Annotated in this window: 18 protein-coding genes, 1 tRNA gene and 1 pseudogene; 13 read left to right on the top strand and 7 right to left on the bottom strand. The window is 74.5% G+C overall.

Annotated features, from left to right (window positions below; genetic code table 11):
- The first annotated feature begins 750 nt into the window (after positions 1-750).
- Together ACZ7RU_RS33940 and ACZ7RU_RS33935 are read left to right on the top strand one after the other, a co-directional pair.
- Complete coding sequence (locus ACZ7RU_RS33940) at positions 751-3,039, top strand: DEAD/DEAH box helicase (RefSeq protein ID WP_470344834.1); 2,289 nt, start codon at positions 751-753, stop codon at positions 3,037-3,039.
- Between the two features lie 178 nt (positions 3,040-3,217).
- Positions 3,218-4,045 (top strand): TIGR02452 family protein, encoded by an 828-nt coding sequence (locus tag ACZ7RU_RS33935; RefSeq protein ID WP_470344833.1) that lies wholly within the window; start codon positions 3,218-3,220, stop codon positions 4,043-4,045.
- A 48-nt stretch (positions 4,046-4,093) separates the two neighbouring features.
- Here the strand turns inward: ACZ7RU_RS33935 and ACZ7RU_RS33930 are convergent, their stop codons facing one another.
- Together ACZ7RU_RS33930 and ACZ7RU_RS33925 are read right to left on the bottom strand one after the other, a co-directional pair.
- Positions 4,094-4,429, bottom strand: coding sequence for a hypothetical protein (locus ACZ7RU_RS33930; protein WP_470344832.1), 336 nt, complete (start codon positions 4,427-4,429; stop codon positions 4,094-4,096).
- A 124-nt stretch (positions 4,430-4,553) separates the two neighbouring features.
- Positions 4,554-5,648 (bottom strand): hypothetical protein, encoded by a 1,095-nt coding sequence (locus ACZ7RU_RS33925; RefSeq protein ID WP_470344831.1) that lies wholly within the window; start codon positions 5,646-5,648, stop codon positions 4,554-4,556.
- Positions 5,649-5,752: 104 nt separating this feature from the next.
- Between ACZ7RU_RS33925 and ACZ7RU_RS33920 the strand changes: the two are divergent.
- A pseudogene (locus tag ACZ7RU_RS33920) lies at positions 5,753-6,211 on the top strand (RICIN domain-containing protein); the annotation flags it as partial.
- Positions 6,212-6,218: 7 nt separating this feature from the next.
- On the opposite strand, the gene ACZ7RU_RS33915 reads toward ACZ7RU_RS33920, so the two are convergent.
- Together ACZ7RU_RS33915 and ACZ7RU_RS33910 are read right to left on the bottom strand one after the other, a co-directional pair.
- Entirely contained in the window at positions 6,219-6,914 is a 696-nt protein-coding gene (locus ACZ7RU_RS33915) for a tyrosine-protein phosphatase (protein ID WP_470344830.1), read from the bottom strand.
- Between the two features lie 111 nt (positions 6,915-7,025).
- Positions 7,026-7,787: an SDR family oxidoreductase gene (locus ACZ7RU_RS33910; protein WP_470344829.1), complete on the bottom strand. Its 762-nt coding sequence runs from the start codon at positions 7,785-7,787 to the stop codon at positions 7,026-7,028.
- A 215-nt stretch (positions 7,788-8,002) separates the two neighbouring features.
- Here ACZ7RU_RS33910 and ACZ7RU_RS33905 point away from each other — a divergent pair, with 215 nt between their 5' ends.
- Together ACZ7RU_RS33905 and ACZ7RU_RS33900 are read left to right on the top strand one after the other, a co-directional pair.
- Entirely contained in the window at positions 8,003-8,791 is a 789-nt protein-coding gene (locus ACZ7RU_RS33905; RefSeq protein ID WP_470344828.1) for a nucleotidyltransferase domain-containing protein, read from the top strand.
- Positions 8,792-8,840: 49 nt separating this feature from the next.
- A tRNA-Lys gene (locus ACZ7RU_RS33900) sits at positions 8,841-8,913 on the top strand.
- Here the strand turns inward: ACZ7RU_RS33900 and ACZ7RU_RS33895 are convergent.
- On the bottom strand, positions 8,888-9,028 hold the full coding sequence (locus ACZ7RU_RS33895; protein ID WP_470344827.1) for a hypothetical protein: 141 nt from the start codon (positions 9,026-9,028) through the stop codon (positions 8,888-8,890). The two genes, ACZ7RU_RS33900 and ACZ7RU_RS33895, sit on opposite strands and share 26 nt — an antisense overlap.
- 465 nt (positions 9,029-9,493) lie before the next feature.
- Between ACZ7RU_RS33895 and ACZ7RU_RS33890 the strand changes: the two genes are divergently transcribed.
- The 8 genes from ACZ7RU_RS33890 (at position 9,494) to ACZ7RU_RS33855 (ending at position 19,117) form a co-directional block, all read left to right on the top strand.
- Positions 9,494-11,278 carry an LCP family protein gene (locus ACZ7RU_RS33890; protein WP_470344826.1) on the top strand — a complete coding sequence of 595 codons (1,785 nt, stop codon included), beginning with the start codon at positions 9,494-9,496 and terminating at the stop codon, positions 11,276-11,278.
- 136 nt (positions 11,279-11,414) lie between these two features.
- Complete coding sequence (locus ACZ7RU_RS33885) at positions 11,415-11,918, top strand: SRPBCC family protein (RefSeq protein WP_470344825.1); 504 nt, start codon at positions 11,415-11,417, stop codon at positions 11,916-11,918.
- A 205-nt stretch (positions 11,919-12,123) separates the two neighbouring features.
- Complete coding sequence (locus ACZ7RU_RS33880) at positions 12,124-12,924, top strand: VOC family protein (RefSeq protein WP_470344824.1); 801 nt, start codon at positions 12,124-12,126, stop codon at positions 12,922-12,924.
- 119 nt (positions 12,925-13,043) lie between these two features.
- Positions 13,044-13,796, top strand: a complete 753-nt coding sequence (locus tag ACZ7RU_RS33875; RefSeq protein ID WP_470344823.1) for an HAD family hydrolase — start codon at positions 13,044-13,046, stop codon at positions 13,794-13,796.
- 146 nt (positions 13,797-13,942) lie between these two features.
- Positions 13,943-16,348, top strand: a complete 2,406-nt coding sequence (locus ACZ7RU_RS33870) for a glycoside hydrolase family 65 protein (RefSeq protein ID WP_470344822.1) — start codon at positions 13,943-13,945, stop codon at positions 16,346-16,348.
- Between the two features lie 120 nt (positions 16,349-16,468).
- Positions 16,469-18,202 carry a pyruvate dehydrogenase gene (locus ACZ7RU_RS33865; RefSeq protein ID WP_470344821.1) on the top strand — a complete coding sequence of 578 codons (1,734 nt, stop codon included), beginning with the start codon at positions 16,469-16,471 and terminating at the stop codon, positions 18,200-18,202.
- A gap of 70 nt (positions 18,203-18,272) precedes the next feature.
- Positions 18,273-18,908: a helix-turn-helix domain-containing protein gene (locus ACZ7RU_RS33860; protein WP_470344820.1), complete on the top strand. Its 636-nt coding sequence runs from the start codon at positions 18,273-18,275 to the stop codon at positions 18,906-18,908.
- Between the two features lie 32 nt (positions 18,909-18,940).
- On the top strand, positions 18,941-19,117 hold the full coding sequence (locus tag ACZ7RU_RS33855) for a DUF6126 family protein (RefSeq protein WP_387759078.1): 177 nt from the start codon (positions 18,941-18,943) through the stop codon (positions 19,115-19,117).
- 80 nt (positions 19,118-19,197) lie between these two features.
- On the opposite strand, the gene pdxR is transcribed toward ACZ7RU_RS33855, so the two are convergent.
- Positions 19,198-20,628 carry a MocR-like pyridoxine biosynthesis transcription factor PdxR gene (pdxR, locus tag ACZ7RU_RS33850; protein ID WP_470344819.1) on the bottom strand — a complete coding sequence of 477 codons (1,431 nt, stop codon included), beginning with the start codon at positions 20,626-20,628 and terminating at the stop codon, positions 19,198-19,200.
- A gap of 27 nt (positions 20,629-20,655) precedes the next feature.
- Positions 20,656-21,126 carry a carboxymuconolactone decarboxylase family protein gene (locus ACZ7RU_RS33845; protein ID WP_470344818.1) on the bottom strand — a complete coding sequence of 157 codons (471 nt, stop codon included), beginning with the start codon at positions 21,124-21,126 and terminating at the stop codon, positions 20,656-20,658.
- Positions 21,127-21,181: the final 55 nt, after the last annotated feature.

The following is a 21,181-nucleotide window of genomic DNA, read 5'->3' as shown; positions in this document are numbered from 1 at the left end:
GGTCGGTCCGGCGGCGGAGGAGAAGCACGGCGTGGCGCCGGTCGGGCAGGCCGGCCCGGCGGTCCGGCCGGGGGCGACCGGTGGGCCCTCGGCCTCGCCGGGCTCGGGACACCCGGGCGGGGCCTCGGGGCGCCCGGAGCGGTCGGGGGGCCTCCAGGGCGACGGCGGGTCGGGCGGTGTCGCCACGCAGCCCGGTGGGGCGGCCCCGGGGGCGAACGGCGCGGTGGCCGGGGTGGTGCCGGTTCCCGGGTCGGGCGCGCCGGACGGCGGTCCGGGCGGTGGTTCGGCGGGCGGTGCGAACACAAGTCCCGTTCCGCACCCGGGCGGAGGCACCGGCGGGTCCGGCGGCACGACGGGCTCCGGAGGTACCGGCGGCACCGGGGAGGGCCGCTCCGGCGGTACGGCCGGGACGCCCTCGGCCACCCCGAGCAGCCGCCCGTCGAGCAGCCCCGCGCCCGAGCACAGCTCGCCCGCCGCGACCGTCCCGCCGGCCCCGGATCCGTCCGCCGGCAGTTCCGGTTCCTCGGCCGCCACTCCCCGCACGGCCGGGCAATAACGGATTGAGCAGGGCATTTGCCTCCGATCCTCAGGTTCGTCTATGGTGGTAGATCGTTCGTTTGATCCATTTGACTGGCGCCCTGTTCCCATCGGCGCCCTTGGCGCGTTCCGGCGATCCGTGGCTGACCGCATAGAGGCGGTTGTGAAACAGAACCCCGGACTTTGGCGCGTGCCACTTCCGGAAGGTTTTGCATGTCTCTCGTTGACGACGCCCGCTTCGCCATGCCCGCGAACGAGGCCGCCGCCGATGTCACCGACACCATCGACACCAACGACACCGCCGTGGACGAGGTGATCGCCGAGGCCGTGGAGGCCACCGAGGAGGCGGCCGCCGAGCCCACCATCACGTTCGGCGACCTGGGCCTGCACGACGACGTCGTGCGCGCCCTCGCCAAGCGCGGCGTCACCACCCCGTTCCCGATCCAGGCCGCGACCATCCCGGACGCCCTGGCCGGCAAGGACGTGCTGGGCCGTGGCCGCACCGGCTCCGGCAAGACCCTCAGCTTCGGCCTGCCGCTGCTGACCCGCCTCGCCGACGGCGAGCGCACCAAGCCCAAGCACCCGCGCGGCCTGATCCTGGTCCCGACCCGTGAGCTGGCCATGCAGGTGGCCGACGCCCTGGAGCCGTTCGGCTCGGTGCTCGGCCTGCGCCTCAAGGTGGTCTGCGGCGGCACCTCGATGTCGAACCAGATCTACGCGCTGGAGCGCGGCGTCGACGTCCTGGTCGCCACCCCCGGCCGTCTGCGCGACCTGCTGAACCGCGGCTCCGCCAAGCTGGCCGACGTCCAGACCGTCGTGCTCGACGAGGCCGACCAGATGGCCGACATGGGCTTCCTGCCCGAGGTCACCGAGATCCTCGACCAGGTGCCGGCCGGCGGCCAGCGCCTGCTGTTCTCCGCCACCCTGGAGAACGAGATCGACACCCTGGTCAAGCGCTACCTGAAGAACCCGGTCACCCACGAGGTCGACCCGTCGGCCGGCGCGGTCACCACCATGACCCACCACATCCTCGTGGTGAAGCCCAAGGACAAGGCGCCGATCACCAACGCGATCGCCGCCCGCAAGGGCCGCACGATCATCTTCGTCCGCACCCAGATGGGCGCCGACCGCGTCGCCGAGCAGCTGATCGAGGCCGGTGTGAAGGCCGACGCGCTGCACGGCGGCATGACCCAGGGCGCCCGTACCCGCGTCCTCGGCGACTTCAAGGACGGCTACACCAACGTCGTCGTCGCCACCGACGTCGCCGCCCGCGGCATCCACGTCGACGGCATCGACCTGGTCCTGAACGTGGACCCGGCCGGCGACCACAAGGACTACCTGCACCGCTCCGGCCGCACCGCCCGGGCCGGCCGCTCCGGCGCCGTCGTCACCCTGGTGCTGCCGCACCAGCGCCGTGGCGTCTTCCGCCTGATGGAGGACGCGGGCGTCGACGCCTCGCGCCACATCCTGGACCACGCCTTCGACGCCGAGGTCGCCAAGATCACCGGCGCCCGCTCGCTGACCGAGGTCCAGGCGGAGAGCGCCGCCAACATCGCCGGTGCCGCCGAGCGCGAGCTCGCCGACATGACCCGCCAGCTGGAGCGCGCGCAGCGCCGCGCCGCCGAGCTGCGCGAGGAGGCCGACCGTCTGGCCGCCCGTGCGGCGCGCGAGCGGGCCGACCTGGGCATCGTGGACGAGGAGCCGGCCGCCGAGGCCGAGTCCGACGAGTCGGCCGCGACCGAGGCCGCTCCGGCCGTCGCCGAGGCCGCCGCGCCGCAGACCGAGGAGCGCGCCCCGTCCTACCGCGAGGCCCGCAACGAGCGTCCGGCCTTCGGTGGCAACCGTGACCGCGACGACCGTCGCTCGGGTGGTTTCGACCGTGACCGCGGTGGCGACCGTGGTGGCTTCAACCGTGACCGCGACGACCGCCGTTCGGGTGGTTTCGGTGGCAACCGTGACCGCGACGACCGCCGCTCGGGTGGTTTCGACCGTGACCGCGGTGGCGAGCGCGGTGGCTTCAACCGTGACCGCGACGACCGTCGCTCGGGTGGCTTCGGTGGCAACCGTGACCGCGACGACCGCCGTTCGGGCGGCTTCGGCGGCGACCGTGGCGGCGAGCGCGGTGGCTTCAACCGTGACCGTGGCGGCTTCGGTGGCAACCGTGACCGCGACGACCGTCGCTCGGGCGGCTTCGGCGGCGACCGTGGCGGCGAGCGCGGTGGCTTCAACCGTGACCGCGACGACCGCGGTGGCCGCTCCTTCGGCGACCGTCCGGCCCGTTCCTTCGGCGACCGCCCGTCCTTCGGCCGGGACCGCGACGAGCGCGGCGGCAGCAGCCGTCCGTTCTCGCGCCGCGACGACCACCGCTCCGGCGGCCGTCCGCAGTCCGACCGCGGTGGCTTCAACCGTGACCGTGGCGGCTTCGGTGGCAACCGTGACCGCGACGACCGCCGTTCGGGTGGCTTCGGCGGCGACGACCGCAAGCCGCGCTGGAAGAACTGACGCCGTACCGGCGGTAGTCGACCGCCGGCCGCGCTGAACGAACGAAGGGCCCGCTCCGTCCCCCGGAGCGGGCCCTTCGCGTTCCCCCGAACACCTCGCCGTTGCCCCCCGAGGTGTTGTTCTGGGAGTGAGAATAACCTGTGGCGCGCGGGCGCGGTAGTCCCGTAGCGTCGCGGCCATGAGCAGCAGACTGCGCGACATGGCACGGGTGAACGAGGAGATCGCCGCGCGGGGGAGCTACCGGACGGCCGGGGGCGAACTCGTGCTGGTGGGGGAGGAGTTGGCGGCGGCTAAGGCCGGCACGGTGTCGTACGCGCCGGACGGCCCGGCCGCGCTGCCGGCCGCCGGCGGCCGCGGGCCGGGGCCGGCGGACGGGCGGATCGAGGTGACGGCCGAGGGGAGCGTCCAGGCCGCCCGCCGGCTGGTCGAGGCCGGGGCCGGGCCGGTCGGGGTGCTGAACTTCGCCTCCGCGCGCAACCCCGGCGGCGGCTACCTGCGCGGCGCCCGCGCCCAGGAGGAGGACCTGTGCCGCAGCGCGCTACTGTACAGCTGCTTGCTGGAGGCGCCGGACTACTACGAGGCGCACCGGGCCTCCACCGACCTCCGGTACAGCCACCGGGTGATCGTCTCGCCCGCGGTACCGGTGATCCGGGACGGGCGCGGCGAGCTGCTCGCGCAGCCGTACCCGGTCACCTTCCTGACCTCGCCCGCGCCCAACGCCGGTCAGCTGGAACGGCGTTCCTCCGGGGCGGACGTCCGGGGCGTGCTCGCCGAGCGGGCCGTACGGGTGCTCGCGGCGGCCGCCCGGCACGAGGTGCGCACGCTGGTGCTCGGCGCCTGGGGCTGCGGGGTGTTCCGCAACGACCCGGCGCAGGTCGCCGAGGCCTTCGAGGGGGCGCTGGCCCGGTACGGGGCGGCCTTCGACAGGGTGGTCTTCGCGGTCTGGGACCGCTCGCCGGTCTCGGCGAACCGGGCCGCCTTCGAGGCCCGGTTCGGCGCGAGGTGATCGTCCGGAAGCGGGTCGTCCGGTAGCGGGGCGCCCCCGGGCGGCGGGCTACCTCCGGCGGGCGGAGAGCGCCGTCGCCGCCGTGGAGGCCGCCGCGACCACGGCGGTCACGGCGAAGACGGACGGCCAGGCGCCGATCCGCTTCGCCAACGGGTGCGAGCCGCCGAAGGCCGCCACGTACAGGCCGGTCAGCGCCGCCGCGGTGCCCGTACCCGAGCCGCGGCGCCACTGCGCGGCCGCCCCGGCGCCGGCCACCGCCAGCACCGCGCCGCCCAGTTCGCGCCGACCGCTCCAGCGGGCGACGCCGTAACCGCCGACCAGACCGCTCGCCGCGGTCAGCGCGGCGGGCGCGGCGGCCGCGAGCACGTTGGGGACCTTCGCCATCGTCGACTCCACTCGTAGGCGCGTTGGGCTGTGCCGGTCTCCGACCCTAACCCGCCGAACGGGCGGAATCCCCGGGGCCTCCCGGCGGAACGCCTCCGGAGCCCGACGAACGCCTCCGGGCGTCCTACCGGAACGCCTCGGCGGGCGTCTGCCCCGGCACCGTGGCGGCCAGCAGCCGCGCCGCCTCCGCCGGGTCGAGCACCCGCTCCAGCCGCAGGTCGCCCGGGACCTCCTGGATGAACCGCCCGGCCGACCAGCTCCGCTCGTACGGCAGCGGCTCCAGGACCAGGGTGCGCACGCCGTCCACCACCGGGATGTCGCTGGGCGTCCCCTCGTTCCAGATCCACGAGCCGTCCGGCGCGACCAGGTTGAAGGCGCCGGTGGCGATCACCCGCCGGCCGTCCAGGTAGGCGGTCCGGGCCAGCGCCACCACCTCGCGGTCCTGCGGGGTGCCGGGCAGGTGGCCGCCGCCGATCAGCACGTCGGCGAGCAGGGTGTGCAGCTGGAAGGTGTCGCTCAGGCCGCTCATCCGCAGCAGGTAGCCGGTGCCGGTGGGGCGGTCGAGCACCAGCAGCGGCTCGTCGTCCAGCATCAGCGCCAGGTGGACCAGGCCCTTGAAGTCGTGCTGCTCGCCCTGGTAGCGGTCGAAGAGCTCCAGGATCACCTCGGTCACGCCCGAGGAGCGGGCCTCGGTCCGGACCTCCGCGTGGGTGTACACCGCCCAGGCGGCCTGCTGCCACAGGTGCAGGGTCCACCAGGCGACCACGGCCAGGTGGGCGTGCCAGTCGTCCAGGTGCGCCGGGTCGGCGATCCGGTCGTGCGCCTCGGCCGGATCGTCCTCCTCCGCGCTGGGCAGCGGCCCGCCGCCGGTGGCGGCCCAGCGCCGCACCAGCAGCTGGGCGCCGGTCAGCGCCCCGCGCAGGCCGGCCAGCACCGGGCCGGAGCAGGCGACCGGGTCGGCGCCGTGCTCCACGCAGGCGCCCACCACCATGGCCAGGTGCGCGCGGGGGAACGGCGGGGCGTCCGGCAGCAGCGCCGCCAGCCGGGGGCCGGCGGCCGCCCGCTCGGCCGGGTCGGCCGCGCCGAACAGTCCGCCGACCAGCCCGAGGGCGGGCCCGAACTGCTCCTCGTCCCCGGCCGCGACCACGGCCTCCAGGGCGGCCACGGCTTCGGCGAAGGTGGGCTGTTGACGGTGCGGCGGTATCTGCTCGGTGGACATTCGCCGCAGCATAAGGGGCGGGGCCGGTCCGGCGGAAACTCCTCCGCGCCCCCCCCGCCCCGCCCCGGTCGGGCGCGGGGCCTGTCGGTGCCCGGTGGCAGACTTCGACCGTGACAGACTCCGCGATCACCGACGGCAGTTACCTCGTCCGCAACGTCGGAAGCGGCCTGCTGCTGCGGGTCGCCGACGCCTCCCGGCGCCTCGGCGCCCGGATCGTCCTCGGCCCGGACGACGGCGGTGACGCCGGGCTCTGGCGCCTCACCGCCGTCCACCCGGGCGGCGCGCTGTTCCACATCGAGAACGTCGGCAGCGGCAAGCGCCTGGACGTCACCGGTGCCTCGACGGAGGACGGCGTCCGGATCCAGCAGTGGTCCGCCAACGCCTTCGGCGCCCAGGAGTGGCTGCTGGAGGCCCACACCGACGTGCCGGGCACCTACACGGTGACCAGCTTCGTCAGTGGCAAGCCCCTGACGGCGGGCGACACCCCGGAGGCCGACGTCCACCAGCGCGAGGACGCCGACGTCCCGGCCCAGTGGTGGCGCTTCGAGCGCCGGGCGGGCTGAGGCCCGGTCAGTCCGAGAGGTGGGCGCGGACGGCGTCGAGCTCGGCGTCCGTCGCGCCGTGGTGCCGGAGGTAGCCGGGGACCGTGCCGTGGTTGTCGTGGATCCAGGCCAGGGAGGAGGCCAGGAGTTCGGCGCCGACCGGGCGGGAGAGGCGTTCGGCACCGGTCTCGTCGAAGTACGGGACGGGGCCCCTGTCGAGGCCGAGCCCGATGTTGGAGAGCAGGAAGTCGGCGGTGATCTCGTCCTCCGAGGCGCCCAGCAGGGACTGGAGGACGGCGACGGTGAGCCCGGTGCGGTCCTTGCCGACGGCGCAGTGGACGACGGCGGCCAGCGAATCCGGGGCGGCGAGCCGGCGCACCACGGCGGCGAGCGAGGGGCCCGCCGTCTCGGCCATGAAGGGGTAGAGGGCGGCCTGGTCCTCTGGCCAGGGCCGCCCGGCGCCCTGGCGGTCGGCGGGCAGGACCGGCAGGTTGAACGCCTCGTGGTCGAGACCGTGCCGCTGGTCCGGCCAGACCTCCAGCTCGACCGCGCTGCGCAGGTCGAAGACCGTCCGCAGGCCGAGGGCCTTGAGCCGCCGGGCGCCGTCCTCGGTGAGGGTGTGGAAGGACCCGGAGCGGTACAGCACGCCCCGGCGGAGGGCGCCGATCCCGCCCGCGTCGCGGAAGTTGCGCACACCGGGGATGTCGATGAAGGCGTCGGTCATGGCCACCACCGTACGGGCGGGGGCGGGCGGGCGGAAGGAAACCGCAGGGGGCCGCCCGGTGGCGGGACGACGTCGGCCGAAACCGGCCGCCGCCGGTGCCCGACCGGCCGCTCAGCGCCCGCCGGAGACCTCCAGGAACGCCCCGGTGGTGTACGAGGCGGCCGGGGAGAGCAGGAAGAGGATCGCCTCGGCGACCTCCTCCGGCCGCCCGCCGCGCCGCATCGGCAGGCCGGGCGCGACCCGGTCGACCCGGCCGGGCTCGCCGCCGAGCGCGTGGATCCCGGTGTGGATCAGCCCCGGCCGCACCGCGTTGACCCGGACGCCCTCGGCGGCGACCTCCAGGGCCAGGCCGCGGGTCATCGAGTCCACCGCGCCCTTGGCGGCCGCGTAGTCGACGTACTCGTTCGGCGAGCCGATCCGGGAGGCGGCCGAGCCGACGTTGACGATGGCGCCGCCGCGCCCGCCGTACCGGGTGGACATCCGGCGGACGGCCTGGGCCGCGCACAGGAACGGGCCGGTGATGTTGGCGGCCCAGATCCGGTTCAGCCGGTCCTCGTCGATCTCCTCCAGCCGGCACTGCCGCTCCAGCGTGCCGGCGTTGTTCACCAGCCCGGTGAGCGGGCCGAGTTCGTCGTCCACGGTGCCGAACAGCCGTTCCACCTCGGCGGTGCGGGTGACGTCGGCGCGGACCGCGAGGGCGGTGCCGCCCTCGGCGCGGATCGCGTCCACGACGGCGGCCGCCGAGGCCTCGTCCGTACGGTAGTTGACGCAGACCCGGTGGCCGCGGCGGGCGGCCAGCAGGGCGGTGGCGGCACCGATGCCGCGGCTCGCGCCGGTGACGATCAGGACCTCGTCGGTCGGGGTGGTCGGCATGGCCCGTACGCTACCCGGCGGCCCGGCCGGGGACATCCGCGGCGGCCGTCGGGGGCCGTCGGGGCGACGGCGGTGCTTCGGGGGCCCCGTATCGGTGGCCGGGCCGGGCCGGGCCGACCCCGGACCGGAATTCGCTCGCCCGGCGCGGCCCGCTCCGGCGAGGATGCCCGGACGAGGATGCGGTGTCCGCCCGTCCGTCCGAGAGGAATCCGCCGATGTCCGCCGTTCCCACCCTTTCCGCCGTGCCCGGCGCGCCCGCCGTGCCCGGCGCGGTCCTGCTCTCGGGCATCGTCGGCTCCACCGCGTACGGCTTCGCCCACGCCGGCTCCGACCTCGACCGGCTGGGCCTGTTCGCCACCCCCACCGAGGAGTTGCACGGCCTGCACCGCCCGGCCGAGTCCCACGTCGGCACCGCGCCCGACGTCACCCTGCACGAGGCCGCCAAGTGGTGCCGGCTGGCGCTGAGCTGCAACCCGACCGCCTCCGAACTGGTCTGGCTGCCGGACGAGCTGTACGAGGTCCGCACTCCGCTCGGCGACGAACTGGTCGGCCTGCGCGCGGCGTTCCTCAGCGCACCGGCCGTGCGCAAGGCCTACCTCGGCTACGCCGACCAGCAGTTCCGCAAGCTGCTGACCCGCGACACCACCGACCCGGCCACCCGCCGCCGGGCAGCCAAGCACGCCCGGCACCTGGTCCGGCTGGTCGAGCAGGCCGTCCGCCTGCACGGGACCGGCCACAACCTGATCCGGCTGCCCGACCCCGAACGCATCCGCGAACTGGGCGAACGCATCGCCGACCGCCCCGCCCTCGCGGAGGGCCTGCTCGCCGACGCCGCCGAGCGCCTCGCCGGCCCCGGCGTGCTGCCCGCCGCCGCCGACCCGCGCCCCGTCGAGGCCTGGCTCCGCCGCGTCCGCGCAGCCCACTACGCCCCGCCTCAGGAGCCGCTCAACGAGCCCGGCACGCCCGCGCAATCCACTGGCGGAGCCGTGGGCCCCACCGGGTAGGATCGCCGTGGTCCCTCCATCCGGTATCGCCGGGCGCACGGGGGCCGCGGGGCCACTAGCTCAATTGGCAGAGCTGCGGACTTTTAATCCGTAGGTTCAGGGTTCGAGCCCCTGGTGGCCCACCGCACCGAGGCCGGATCGGGCGATCGCCGATCCGGCCTCCGTCGTCTCCCGGCGCGGGTGCGTCCCGCCGCCCGGGCCGCGCACCGCCACCGCCACCGCCACCGCCATCGCCACCGCCACTGCTCCGCCACCGCCACCGCCCGGTCGGGGGCGGGCTGCCGGTGCCCGGGTGCTCAACTCCGGTGTCCGCAACGGCGTCGGGGGTGGTGTCCGGTGGTCGAGCGTCCCGGGACCGTCCGTGGACGGTGCGGGCACCGTCGTCGGCCCTGACGTCCACGGCGTCCCACGAGCCGTGCCGGTGGCCGGATCTCGGCGTCGGTGCGGCGCCGGTGAAGTGGCATGGATCACGTCGGAATCAGGCGTTTTCGACTGTTCTGCGGGGGTGTTGCCCGCCGGTCGGCGGGGTTGTCCGAGGGCCGAGGGTCGGTGATCGTGTCGGGCCTAAATATGATCGGAAGCCACGATCGTCGGTTAGTGATGACGGTCGTATGTGCAACCTGGGAACGGTCCGGACCGTCTCTCTGTGTGCGGTGCGCCGGATCGTCAGGGGCGTCGCTTCCGTCGGTGAAAGGTACGCGCATGTCAGGTCAGTGGGGCGAGGGCCCGGCTCGCGGCGAGGACGCGCCCGGCGCGCTCACGACCGAGGGCGCGGAGGGCAGCGGCGCCGTGCCGTCCCCGCGTGCCGGTGGCCGGGCGGAGGCCCGCCGTGCGGCCCAGGGCAAGGGCGGACGCGGCGGTGGCGGTGGTGGCGGCGGCAAGGCGGAGGCCGCGTCGGCGGCCGGCGGCCGGGCGGCGGCGCGCAAGAGCGCCAAGCCCAAGAAGAACGTGAAGAAGATCGTCGCCTGGTCGACGGCGGGCGTGCTGGTGGTCGTGGCCGGTGTCGGCGGCGCGATCTACCTCAAGCTGAACGCCAACATCAAGTCCTTCGACGCCGACGCGATAGCCCGCAACCGCCCCCCGGAGGCGAAGGCCGACGCGGACGGCAACAAGCCGGTCAACGTGCTGCTGATCGGTTCGGACAGCCGCGGCAAGAACAACTCCGACCTCGGCGGCGGCGCCGAGGACGGCGGCGCCCGCTCGGACACCACGATCCTGCTGCACGTCTACGCCGACCACAAGCACGCCGTGGGCATCTCGATCCCGCGCAACGCCCTGGTCACGCTCCCCTCCTGCAAGCTCCCCAACGGCAAGTGGACCAAGGAGCGGAGCAACGCCCTCTTCAACGAGGCCTTCGCCACCGGTGGCACCGAGGACGGCAACCCGGCCTGCGCGCAGAACACCGTGGAGAAGCTGACCGGCATCCGGGTCGACCACACCCTCGTGGTCGACTTCAACGGCTTCTCCTCGATGACCCAGGCCGTGAACGGCGTGGACATCTGCCTGCCGAAGCCGATCTACGAGGGCGACATCAACCCCAATCTGAAGAAGAGGGGCGACCTCGTCCTCCCGCAGGGCAAGCAGAAGGTGGAGGGCCAGAAGGCGCTCGACTACGTCCGGCTGCGGCACGGCATCGGCGACGGCTCGGACATCGGCCGGATGAAGCGCCAGCAGGCCTTCCTCGGCTCGCTCGCCAGCAAGATCAAGAAGGACGGGATGAACCCCACCACCCTCTTTCCGCTGGCCGACGCCGCCACCAAGTCCCTGGTCGTCGACCCGGGCCTGGACTCGGCCGACAAGCTGCTGTCCTTCGGGCTGTCGCTGAAGAACATCGACATGCACGACCTCAAGTTCGTGACGACGCCCTGGCGCTACCACGGCGCCGACATCGACCTGATCCAGCCGGACACCAACAAGCTCTGGGAGACCCTCAAGGCCGACCAGACCATCGACGGGCAGAACGCCACCGGCCAGCAGCCGGACGCCCCCGCCGACGGCACCGGCCCGGCTCCGCAGCAGCCCGCGGCGCCCACCACCCCGCCCGCCCCGGTCGTGGACACCGCCAACTCCGCGATCAGGGTGGCGGTCTACAACGGAACGGTCGTCAACGGCCTGGCCGGCAAGGCGACCGAGCAGCTCAAGGGCGCCAAGTTCACCGCCAGCACGGCGGGCCAGGCGGCGAGCACCAAGTACAAGACCACCACGATCGAGTACGGCTCCGGGCAGAAGGCGAACGCCGAGAAGGTCGCCCTGCTGTTCCCGGGCGCCAGCCTGGAGCCCAGCAGCGCCCGGGGCATCTCGGTGATCGCCGGCCAGGACTTCGCCGCCGCGATGGGGATGACCACGGGCGCGCCCGCCGGCGCCGCGCCGACCACCGCACCGGGCACCCCGGCGCCCCCGGCCCCGCTGCCCACCACCGTCACCAACGACGCCCGCTCGGCGGACGACGACATCTGCGCCAACACCACGTACGGCAGCGGCGGCTGACCGCGGCCACCGGAACACGGGAGCGCGGGGACGACCCCCGGGCCGGCGCCCTCCGGGGCGCGCGGGTCCGGGGGTCGTGCCATGGTGGGCCCGTGGCCCCCGGCGGGGCCGCGCGGTCACCGAAAGGCGGACCCCCATGCCCGAGATCGCCCTCCAGCTCGACATCGCCGCGCCCCGGGCCGTGGTGCTCGCCGCGCTCACCACGCACGACGGGCTGACCGCCTGGTGGACCACCGGCGTGGACCGTGACGGCGACGTGCTGCTGTTCGACTTCCCGGACGTCCCCGAGCCGTTCCGGCTGCGGGTGGAGCGGGCCGACCGGGACCGGGTGGTGTGGACCAACGCCGGCTCCTTCCCGCCGCACTGGGCCGGCACCTGGATCAGCTGGGAGCTGGCCGACCGGCCGGACCGGCCGGATCGCGCCGGCACGCCCGATGAGCCCGCCCGTCCCGACGAGCCCGCCGCCCCCGAGCGCACCCGGCTGCTGTTCCGGCACGGCGGCTGGCAGCCGGGCAGCGAGGAGGGCGTCCCGGCGGTGGCCGGCACCTGGGCCGAACTGCTGGTCCGGCTCAAGGACTACGCGCAGAGCGGCAAGGTGCAGCCGTACTTCGTCACCGCGCACCGCCACGACGCCCCGTGAACACCGGGTGGGAGCGCCGTGACGATTCGGCGGCCGGTCGCCCGCCAGGGCGCCGTCCGGTGGCGGGATCGCGGCGGCGGGCCGATGGTGGCGGTGTACCGCCGTCGTCCCGGCCGGGCCGTACCCCCGCCCGGCGCGACCGCCCCGACGGCCCGACCGTCCCGCCCACCACAGCCGCCCACCACCGCCTCCGGGAGGCCCCGCGATGCCCGTAGTCACCGATCCGTACAAGCCCGGCACCCCGTGCTGGGTCGACCTGATGGCGAGCGACCAGCAGGCCGCGCTCGACTTCTACCGCGACCTGTTCGGCTGGCAGGGCGAGGTCGGCCCGGCCGAGTTCGGCGGCTACGCCGTGTGCACGCTCAACGACAGGCCGGTCGCCGGGATCATGGCGCAGATGGTGCCCGAGGGGCAGCCGGCGCCGCCCGTCGCCTGGACCACCTACCTCGCCTCCGACGACGCCGACGCGGCCCGGGCGGCCATCGTCGAGGCCGGCGGCACGGTCCTGTACGACCCGATGGACGTCGGCACGATCGGCCGGATGCTGGTCGCCGCCGACCCGACCGGCGCGGTGTTCGGGGTCTGGCAGGCGATGGACTTCATCGGCGCGGGTGTGGTCAACGAGCCCGGCGCCCTGGTCTGGAACGAGCTCAACACCGCCGACACCGGCGCGGCCGGCCGCTTCTACCAGCCGGCCCTCGGGCTGCGCCCGGCCACCATCCAGGGCATGGACGGCTACTTCTCGCTCAACGTCGGCGACCGCACGGTGGGCGGCATGCAGGCGATGCCCGACTACCTGTCGCCCGGCACGCCCTCGCACTGGATGACCTACTTCTCGGTGGACAGCGCCGATTCCACGGTGGACGCCCTGGTCAAGGCCGGCGGCTCGGTGATCCAGCCGGCCTTCGACATGCAGTCCGGCCGGATGGCGGTGGTCCAGGACCCGCAGGGAGCGGTCTTCGCGGTCGTCGAGGCGCCCGAGGCGCAGATGCCCGACTCGCCGTAACGGCCGGATCGCCGTGCCGGTCGGCCCAGCCCCGGCCCGGGTAACCGGAAGCCGCCCTTCCCGCGACGCGCCGCCGGGAAATGGGCGGCTTCCCCCCGTTCCCGGGTAAGACTGCACCCATGCTGGGGCTACCGGACGACATCCGTGCTTTCCTCTTCGACCTCGACGGGGTGCTCACCCAGACCGCGAAGGTGCACGCCGCGGCCTGGAAGGACACCTTCGACGCCTTCCTGCGCGCCGAAGCCGCCCGCACCGGCGGCCCGTTCGTCCCCTTCGACTCCGTCACCGACTACGACACCTACGTGGACGGCCGCCCGCGGCTGGACGGCACCCGCGCCTTCCTGCTCAGCCGGGGCGTCGAACTGCCCGAGGGCACCCCGGAGGACCCGCCCAACTCCCGTACCGTGCAAGGGATCAGCCGGGCCAAGAACGACACCGTGCTGCGGCTGATCCGGGAGCAGGGCGTCCAGCCGTACCAGGGATCGGTCGACTACGTGCACCGGCTGCGGGCGGCCGGGCTGCCCAGCGCCGTGGTCTCCTCCAGCGCCAACTGCCGTGACGTGCTGCGGGCGGCCGGCATCGAGGAGCTGTTCGAGGTGATCGTGGACGGCAACGTCGCCAAGGCCGAGGGCCTGCCCGGCAAGCCCGCCCCCGACACCTACCTGTACGCCGCCCGCGCCCTCGGCGTCGAACCCGCCCACGCCGCGGTCTTCGAGGACGCGCTCGCCGGGGTCGCCTCCGGCCGGGCCGGCGGCTTCGGCGCGGTGGTCGGCGTGGACCGCACCGGCCAGGCCGCCGAACTGCGCCGGGACGGCGCCACCGTGGTCGTCCAGGACCTCTCCGAGCTGCTGGGGAGGGAAGTGCATGAGTGAGCGCAGCGAGCTCGTCATCGGAGGGTGCGTGTGGGCGAATGCCCCTGCCGAGTGCGGCGAGGTGGGCGCATGAGTGAGCGCAGCGAGCTCGTCATCGGAAGGTGCGTGTGGGCGAATGCCCCTGCCGAGCGCGGCGAGGTGGGAGCATGAGTCCGGCGGACAACTTCGCGATCGACCCCTGGCAGATCACCGAACAGGGCCTGGACCTGGCCTCGATGGCCCGCGCCGAGTCCGTCTTCGCGCTCTCCAACGGCCACATCGGCCTGCGCGCCAACCTGGACGAGGGCGAGCCGCACGGCCTGCCCGGCACCTACCTCAACGGCGTGTTCGAGCTGCGCCCGCTGCCGTACGGCGAGGGCGGCTACGGCTACCCGGAGTCCAGCCAGAGCGTCATCAACGTGACCAACGGCAAGATCATCCGGCTGCTGGTGGACGACGAGCCCTTCGACCTGCGCTACGGCCAACTGATCAGCCACAAGCGCTGGTTGGACTTCCGCGAGGGCCTGCTGCACCGGGAGGCCGAGTGGACCTCCCCGGCCGGGCGGACGATCCGGGTGCGCTCCTCCCGGCTGGTCTCGCTCACCCAGCGCGCCGTCGCCGCCGTCGAGTACAGCGTCGAGGCGGTGGACGGTCCGGTGCGGATGGTGCTCCAGTCCGAGCTGGTCGCCAACGAGCAGCTGCCCGGCGGCCCCGAGGGCGACCCGCGGGCCGCCGCCGTGCTGGAGGCGCCGCTGCACCCCGAGGCGCACCATGCCAGCGGCACCAAGGCCGTCCTGGTGCACCGCACCCGCTACAGCGGCATCCGGGTCGCGGCCGGGATGGACCACGTCATCGAGGGCCCGGAGGAGTCCGACACCGTCGCCGAGTCCGAGGCCGACCACTGCCGGATCAGCGTCACCACCGTGCTCCACGCCGGGCAGCGGCTGCGGCTGACCAAGTTCATGGCCTACGGCTGGTCCGGCACCCGCTCGCTGCCCGCCGTCCGGGACCAGGTGGAGGCCGCGCTGACCGCCGCCCGGTACACCGGCTGGGACGGACTGGTCGCCGAACAGGCCGAATTCCTCCGGGAGTTCTGGGAGACCAGCGACATCGAGATCGAGGGCGACGTCGAACTCCAGCAGGCCGTCCGGTTCGCCGTCTTCCACGTCCTTCAGGCCGGCGCCCGCAGCGAGGAGCGGGCGATCCCCGCCAAGGGGCTGACCGGGCCCGGCTACGACGGGCACAGCTTCTGGGACACCGAGACCTTCGTCCTGCCGGTGCTCACCTACTGCCTGCCCAACGCCGTCAACCAGGCCCTGCGCTGGCGGCACACCACCCTGCCGCTGGCCCGCGAGCGGGCGGTCCAACTCGGCCTGTCCGGCGCGGTGTTCCCGTGGCGGACGATCCGTGGCGAGGAGTGCTCCGGGTACTGGCCGGCCGGCACCGCGGCCTTCCACATCGGCGCCGACATCGCCGCAGCCGTCGCCCGCTACGTCCGGGCCACCGGGGACGCGGACTTCGAGCGCGAGTACGGGCTCGAACTGCTCGTCGAGACCGCCCGGATGTGGCGCTCGCTCGGCCACCACGACGTGGCCGGGAGGTTCCGCATCGAGGGCGTCACCGGCCCCGACGAGTACAGCGCCATCGCGGACAACAACGTCTTCACCAACCTGATGGCGCAGAGCAACCTGCGCGCCGCCGCCGAGGCCGCCGTCCGCCACCCGCACGAGGCCTCGCTGCTCGGGGTGGACACCGAGGAGACCGCCGCCTGGCGCGACGCCGCCGCCGCGATGTACGTCCCGTACGACGCGGACCTCGGCATCCACCCCCAGGCCGACGACTTCACCCACCACCAGGTCTGGGACTTCGAGCACACCCCGCCGGAGAACTACCCGCTGCTGCTGCACTACCCGTACTTCGACCTGTACCGCAAGCAGGTGGTCAAGCAGGCCGACCTGGTGCTCGCCATGCAGGTCCGTGGCGACGCCTTCACCGACGAGCAGAAGGCCCGCAACTTCGCCTACTACGAGCGGCTGACCGTCCGGGACTCCTCGCTCTCCGCATGCACCCAGGCGGTCATCGCCGCCGAGGTCGGCCAGCTCGACCTCGCCTACGACTACACCGCCGAAGCCGCCCTGATGGACCTGCACGACCTCGGCGGCAACACCCGTGACGGCCTGCACATGGCGTCGCTCGCCGGGGCCTGCATCGCCCTGGTGGCGGGCTTCGGCGGGCTGCGCGACCACACCGAGACGCTCTCGTTCCGGCCCCGGCTGCCGTCCGGGCTGATGCGGCTGAGCTTCTCGCTGCTGGTGCGCGGGCACCTGCTCAAGGTCGACATCGCCCACGCGCGGACGACGTACACGCTGCGCCGCGGCGAGGTCCTCCACCTGTGGCACGACGGCGAGGCGGTGCAGGTCAAGGCCGGTGCCCCGGTCACCGTGCCGACCACCGCCCCGCCCGCCCAGGAGCGGGTCTCCCAGCCCCCGGGCCGTGAACCCGCCCGCCGCCAGCCCCAGGCCGGCCTCGCGGCGGGCAAGCTCGGCCAGCAGGACCACCTTCCGGCGGAGTAGCCCGCACCCGCCCGCCCCCTGCCCCGCGCCCCCGCCCACCCGTCCGGCCCACCCCGGCTGCGCCCGGCGCCGCCCCGACGGAGGGTGCAGGTGTCCCGTGGCGACCGAAGGAGCGCAGCCGTGCCGACCGTGGCCGAACAGATGGTGGAGGTGCTCCGGCAGGCCGGGGTGGAGCGGGTCTACGGCGTGGTCGGCGACAGCCTCAACCCCGTCGTGGACGCGATCCGCCGGGCCGACGGCATCAGCTGGGTGCACGTGCGCAACGAGGAGGCCGGCGCCTTCGCGGCCGCCGCCGAGGCCGAGCTCTCCGGCCGGCTCGCGGTCTGCGCCGGCTCCTGCGGCCCCGGCAACACCCACCTCATCCAGGGCCTCTACGACGCCCAGCGCAGCGGCCTGCCGGTGCTCGCGCTCGCCTCGCACATCCCGTCCGGGCAGATCGGCACCGGCTTCTTCCAGGAGACCCACCCCGAGCGGGTGTTCACCGACTGCAGCAACTGGTGCGAGATGCTCTCCACCCCCGCCCAGCTGCCCCGGCTGCTGCGGGTCGCCGTCCAGCACGCGCTCGGCTCGCACGGCGTCTCGGTGCTCGCCTTCCCCGGGGACGTCGCCGCGCTCCCCGCCGCCGCGCCCACCGGCACCAGCCACTTCCTCACCGAGCAGGCCGTCGCCGCGCCGCCCTGGTCGCAGGTGCAGGAGCTGGCCCGGCTGCTCAACGCGGCCCGCAAGGTGGTCCTGTTCTGCGGTGCCGGGGTGCGCGCGGCGCACGCCGAGGTGATGGCGGCCGCGCAGGCCCTTGCCGCGCCGATCGGCCACTCCCTGCGCGGCAAGGAGTGGATCCAGTTCGACAACCCGTACGACGTCGGCATGAGCGGCCTGCTCGGCTACGGGGCCTGCCACGAGGCGCTGCACTCCGCCGACCTGGTGCTGCTGCTCGGCACCGACTTCCCGTACGACTCCTTCCTGCCGCAGGCGCACACCGTCCAGGTCGACCACGACGCCACCCGGCTCGGCCGCCGCACCGCCCTCGAGCTGGCCGTCCACGGCGACGTGGCCGCCACCCTGCGGGCCGTGCTGCCGCTGCTGGACGCCAAGTCCGACCGCGCCTTCCTGGACGGCATGCTGCGCAAGCACTGCCGGGCGCTGGAGGACGTGGTCGGCGCGTACACCCGGGACATCGAGAAGCACCTGCCGATCCACCCCGAGTACGTCGCCTCGGTGCTGGACGAGGTGGCCGCCGAGGACGCGGTGTTCACCGTGGACACCGGCATGAACAACGTCTGGGCCGCCCGCTACCTCCAGCCCAACGGCCGCCGCCGGGTGATCGGCTCCTTCCTGCACGGCTCGATGGCCAACGCCCTCCCGCACGCGATCGGCGCCCAGCTCGCCTGCCCCGGGCGGCAGGTGGTCGCGATGGCGGGCGACGGCGGGATCGGCATGCTGCTCGGCGAGCTGCTCACGGTGGTCAGGCACCGGCTGCCGGTGAAGACGGTGGTCTTCAACAACGGCGCGCTCGGCATGATCAAGCTGGAGATGCTGGTCTCCGGCTACCCGGAGTCCGAGATCGACAACGGGGACGTGGACTACGCCGGGATCGCCCGGGCGATGGGCATCCCGGCCAAGCGGGTGACCGAGCCGGCCCGGGTCCGGGAGGTGCTGGCGGAGGCGCTGGAGCGGCCGGGCCCGGCCCTGGTGGACGTGGTCACCGACCCCAACGCGCTGTCCATCCCGCCGCACATCACCGCCGCGCAGCTGAAGGGCTTCGCGCTGGCGGCGGGCCGGACGGTGCTCTCGGGCGGGGTCGGACGGATGATCGACCTGGCCCGGAGCAACCTGCGGAACATCCCGCGGCCGTGAGCGGGCCCCCAGGGCTTGCCTCTGAGGCAAATTCCTTGCCCGTACGGCACGGCGGGTGTCCACTGGACACATGACCAGCAGCTCCACCGGTGCCGCGGCCGGCGGCGAACAGCCCGACGACCAGGAGGTCGCCGGCCTCGCCGCCCGTCTCCGTGAGCACCGGCTCAGCAGCAGGCTCACCCTGGAGGTGGCCGCCGGGCGGGTCGGGCTCTCCCCAGCCTATCTGTCCCGGCTGGAGACCGGCCGCCGGCAGCCCTCGCTGCCCGTGCTGCTCGGCCTCGCCCGCGCGTACGGGACCTCGGTCTCCGGGCTGCTCGGCGAGACCCTGGCCGAGCCGGACCCGATCGTCCGCGGCGGCGCCATCGAGCCCGGCCGGGCCGGTGGCTGGGGCTACCGCCGGGCCGGCGCCCCCGGCCGCGCCATGCAGGCGCTGCGGGTGCACGTCCCGCCGGGCGTGCAGGACGCGGTGGTCCGGGTGCACCCGGGCGAGGAGTGGCTGTACGTCCTGAGGGGCGCCCTCCGGGTCACCCTCGGCGACCGTGTCCACCACCTCGGGGTGGGCGACTCCGCCCACTACGACTCGCTGACCCCGCACTGCATCGCCGCGGAGTCGGACAGCGGCGTCGAACTGCTCTTCGTCCACACCCTGTTGCAGAGCCCCGGCGGCGAACTCTGCCTCGGCGGCGGCCCCGCCGCCGTCCACTGACCTGCCGTCAGAACACCCCGGAGGAGATCACCATGGCCGATCCCACCACCACCGTCGCCCCCGACACCGCCGCGGGCCCGAAGACCATGGACGCCGGCAAGTGGGCCAACAAGCGGATCTACCTCCGCCTGCTGATCTACACCGTCGGATGCCACGCCTTCGCGGGCTTCATCATCCTCCTGTTCTCCCTCGGCAGCCGCAACAAGTAGTCCGCACCCCCGATCGTCCGCCCGCCCCCACCCCCGAGGAGGCGGGCGGACCGCTGTTCCCAGGGCGTGCCAGACACGCCCTAAGCCCCGCGCAGCAGTTCGCAGAGGGCCCGTACGGCCCCCGGGAAGGCGTGCTCCGGCGGGGTGCCGTAGCCGATCACCAGGGCGGGCGGGGCTTCGGCGGCGGTCGGGGCGGCGCGGTTCCAGGCGAGGCCGCCGAGGGCGAGCCCGGCCTGCCGGGCGCGGGCGAGGAGTTCGGCTTCGGGGGTGGAACCGGGCGGCAGCTGGAGGACGGCGTGCAGACCGGCCGCGATGCCGGTGACCCGGACCCGCGGGGCGTGTTCGGCGAGCGCCGCCACCAGGTGGTCGCGCCGGCGCCGGTAGTGCAGCCGGCAGCGCCGTACGTGCCGGTCGTACGTGCCGGAGGTGATCAGCTCCGCCAGCGTCAGCTGGTCCAGCACCGGGGACATCGTGTCGGCCAGCGCCTTCAGCCGGGCGACCGGCTCGACCAGCGCGTCCGGCAGGGCCAGCCAGGCCAGCCGCAGGCCCGGCGCCAGGCTCTTGGCGGCCGTCCCGGCGTACACCACCCGCTCCGGATCGAGCGCCTGCATCGCGCCCAGCGGCTGCCGGTCGTAGCGGAACTCGCCGTCGTAGTCGTCCTCGACGACGTACCGGTCCTGCTCCCGCGCCCACCGCACCGCCTCCGCCCGCCGGTCGGCGGCCAGTGCCGCGCCGGTGGGGTACTGGTGGGCCGGGGTGAGCAGGACGGCGCCGGCCCGGCCGTCGAGCCGGTCGACCAGGGCGCCGTCGGAGTCCAGCGGCACCGGGGTGACGGTGAGCCCGGCGGCCCGGGCGACCGCGTGCTGCGGCGGCAGCCCGTATTCCTCGACGGCCAGCGCGCGGGCCCCGCGCTCCCGCAGGGCGGCGCAGAGCAGGCCGAGGCCCTGGGTGACGCCGGTGCAGACGAGCAGGTGGTCGGGATCGGTGCGGACGCCGCGGACCCGGGCCAGGTAGTGGGTGAGCGCCTGCCGCAGTTCGATCCGGCCGAGCGGGCTGCCGTAGTCGAGGGCCTCGTGCGGCGCGGTGGCGAGGGCGCGGCGGGCGGCGGCGAGCCAGGCGGTGCGGGGGAAGAGCGAGAGGTCGGGCCGACCGGGCATCAGGTCGTAGCGGGCGGGCTCCCGCCGCGGTGCCGGCCGGTCGGCGGGCCGTCGGGTCCGGACCGGCTCGGGCACCGCTCGCCGGGCGACGGTGGTGCCGGAGCCCTGCCGGGAGCTGAGCCAGCCTTCGGCGGTGAGCTGGCCGTACGCCTCGACCACGGTGTTGCGGGCGATGCCGAGGTCCTCGCCGAGCGCCCGGGAGGACGGCAGACGGGTGCCGGGGGCGAGCCGGCCGTCCTGGACGGCCTCGCGCAGCGCGTCCTCCAGGGCTGCCCGCAGTCCGGCGCCGGCTGCCCGCCGCCCGGTGAGGTCGAGGTGCAGGTCGCCGCCGAAGGTGGTCCAGGAGGTGCTCACGGCCCCATTCTCGCCCTCGGGCGGGGGTCACCAGGTGGTGCCGGCGGGCTCCTCGATGGTGGTGTTGATGCGGTTGAAGAGGTTGGTCAGTCCGATCATCAGGATGATCGCGGAGAGCTGTTCCTCGGTGAAGTGGTCGGCGGCGGCGTCCCAGACGTCGTCCGGGACGGCCCGGCCCGAGCGGTCGGCGATCCGGGTGGCGGCCTCGGTGAGGGCGAGGGCGGCGCGCTCCTCGTCGGTGAAGAACGGCGCCTCGCGCCAGGCGGCCACCGCGTGCAGCCGCTCGTCGGTCTCGCCGTGCTTCCGCGCGCCCTGGACGCCGGCGAACACGCAGGCACTGCAACCGTTGATCTGACTGGCCCGCAGGTGCACCAGCTCCAGGACCTTGGGGTCGGCGCCGCCCTGGTACACGGCCTGGTAGACGGCCTGGATGCCCTTCATGGCGTCCGGCAGGACGGTGGCGGGGTTCTTCATGCGGGCGGTGTGGGCGGTGCTCATCGTGTTCTCCTCGTCGGCTAGCGTCCGTCACCGGACCGACGGATCCCGATGCGAG

The organism is Kitasatospora sp. NPDC114501, assembly GCF_055633695.1.
This window is presented reverse-complemented; position numbering and strand designations above follow the sequence as displayed.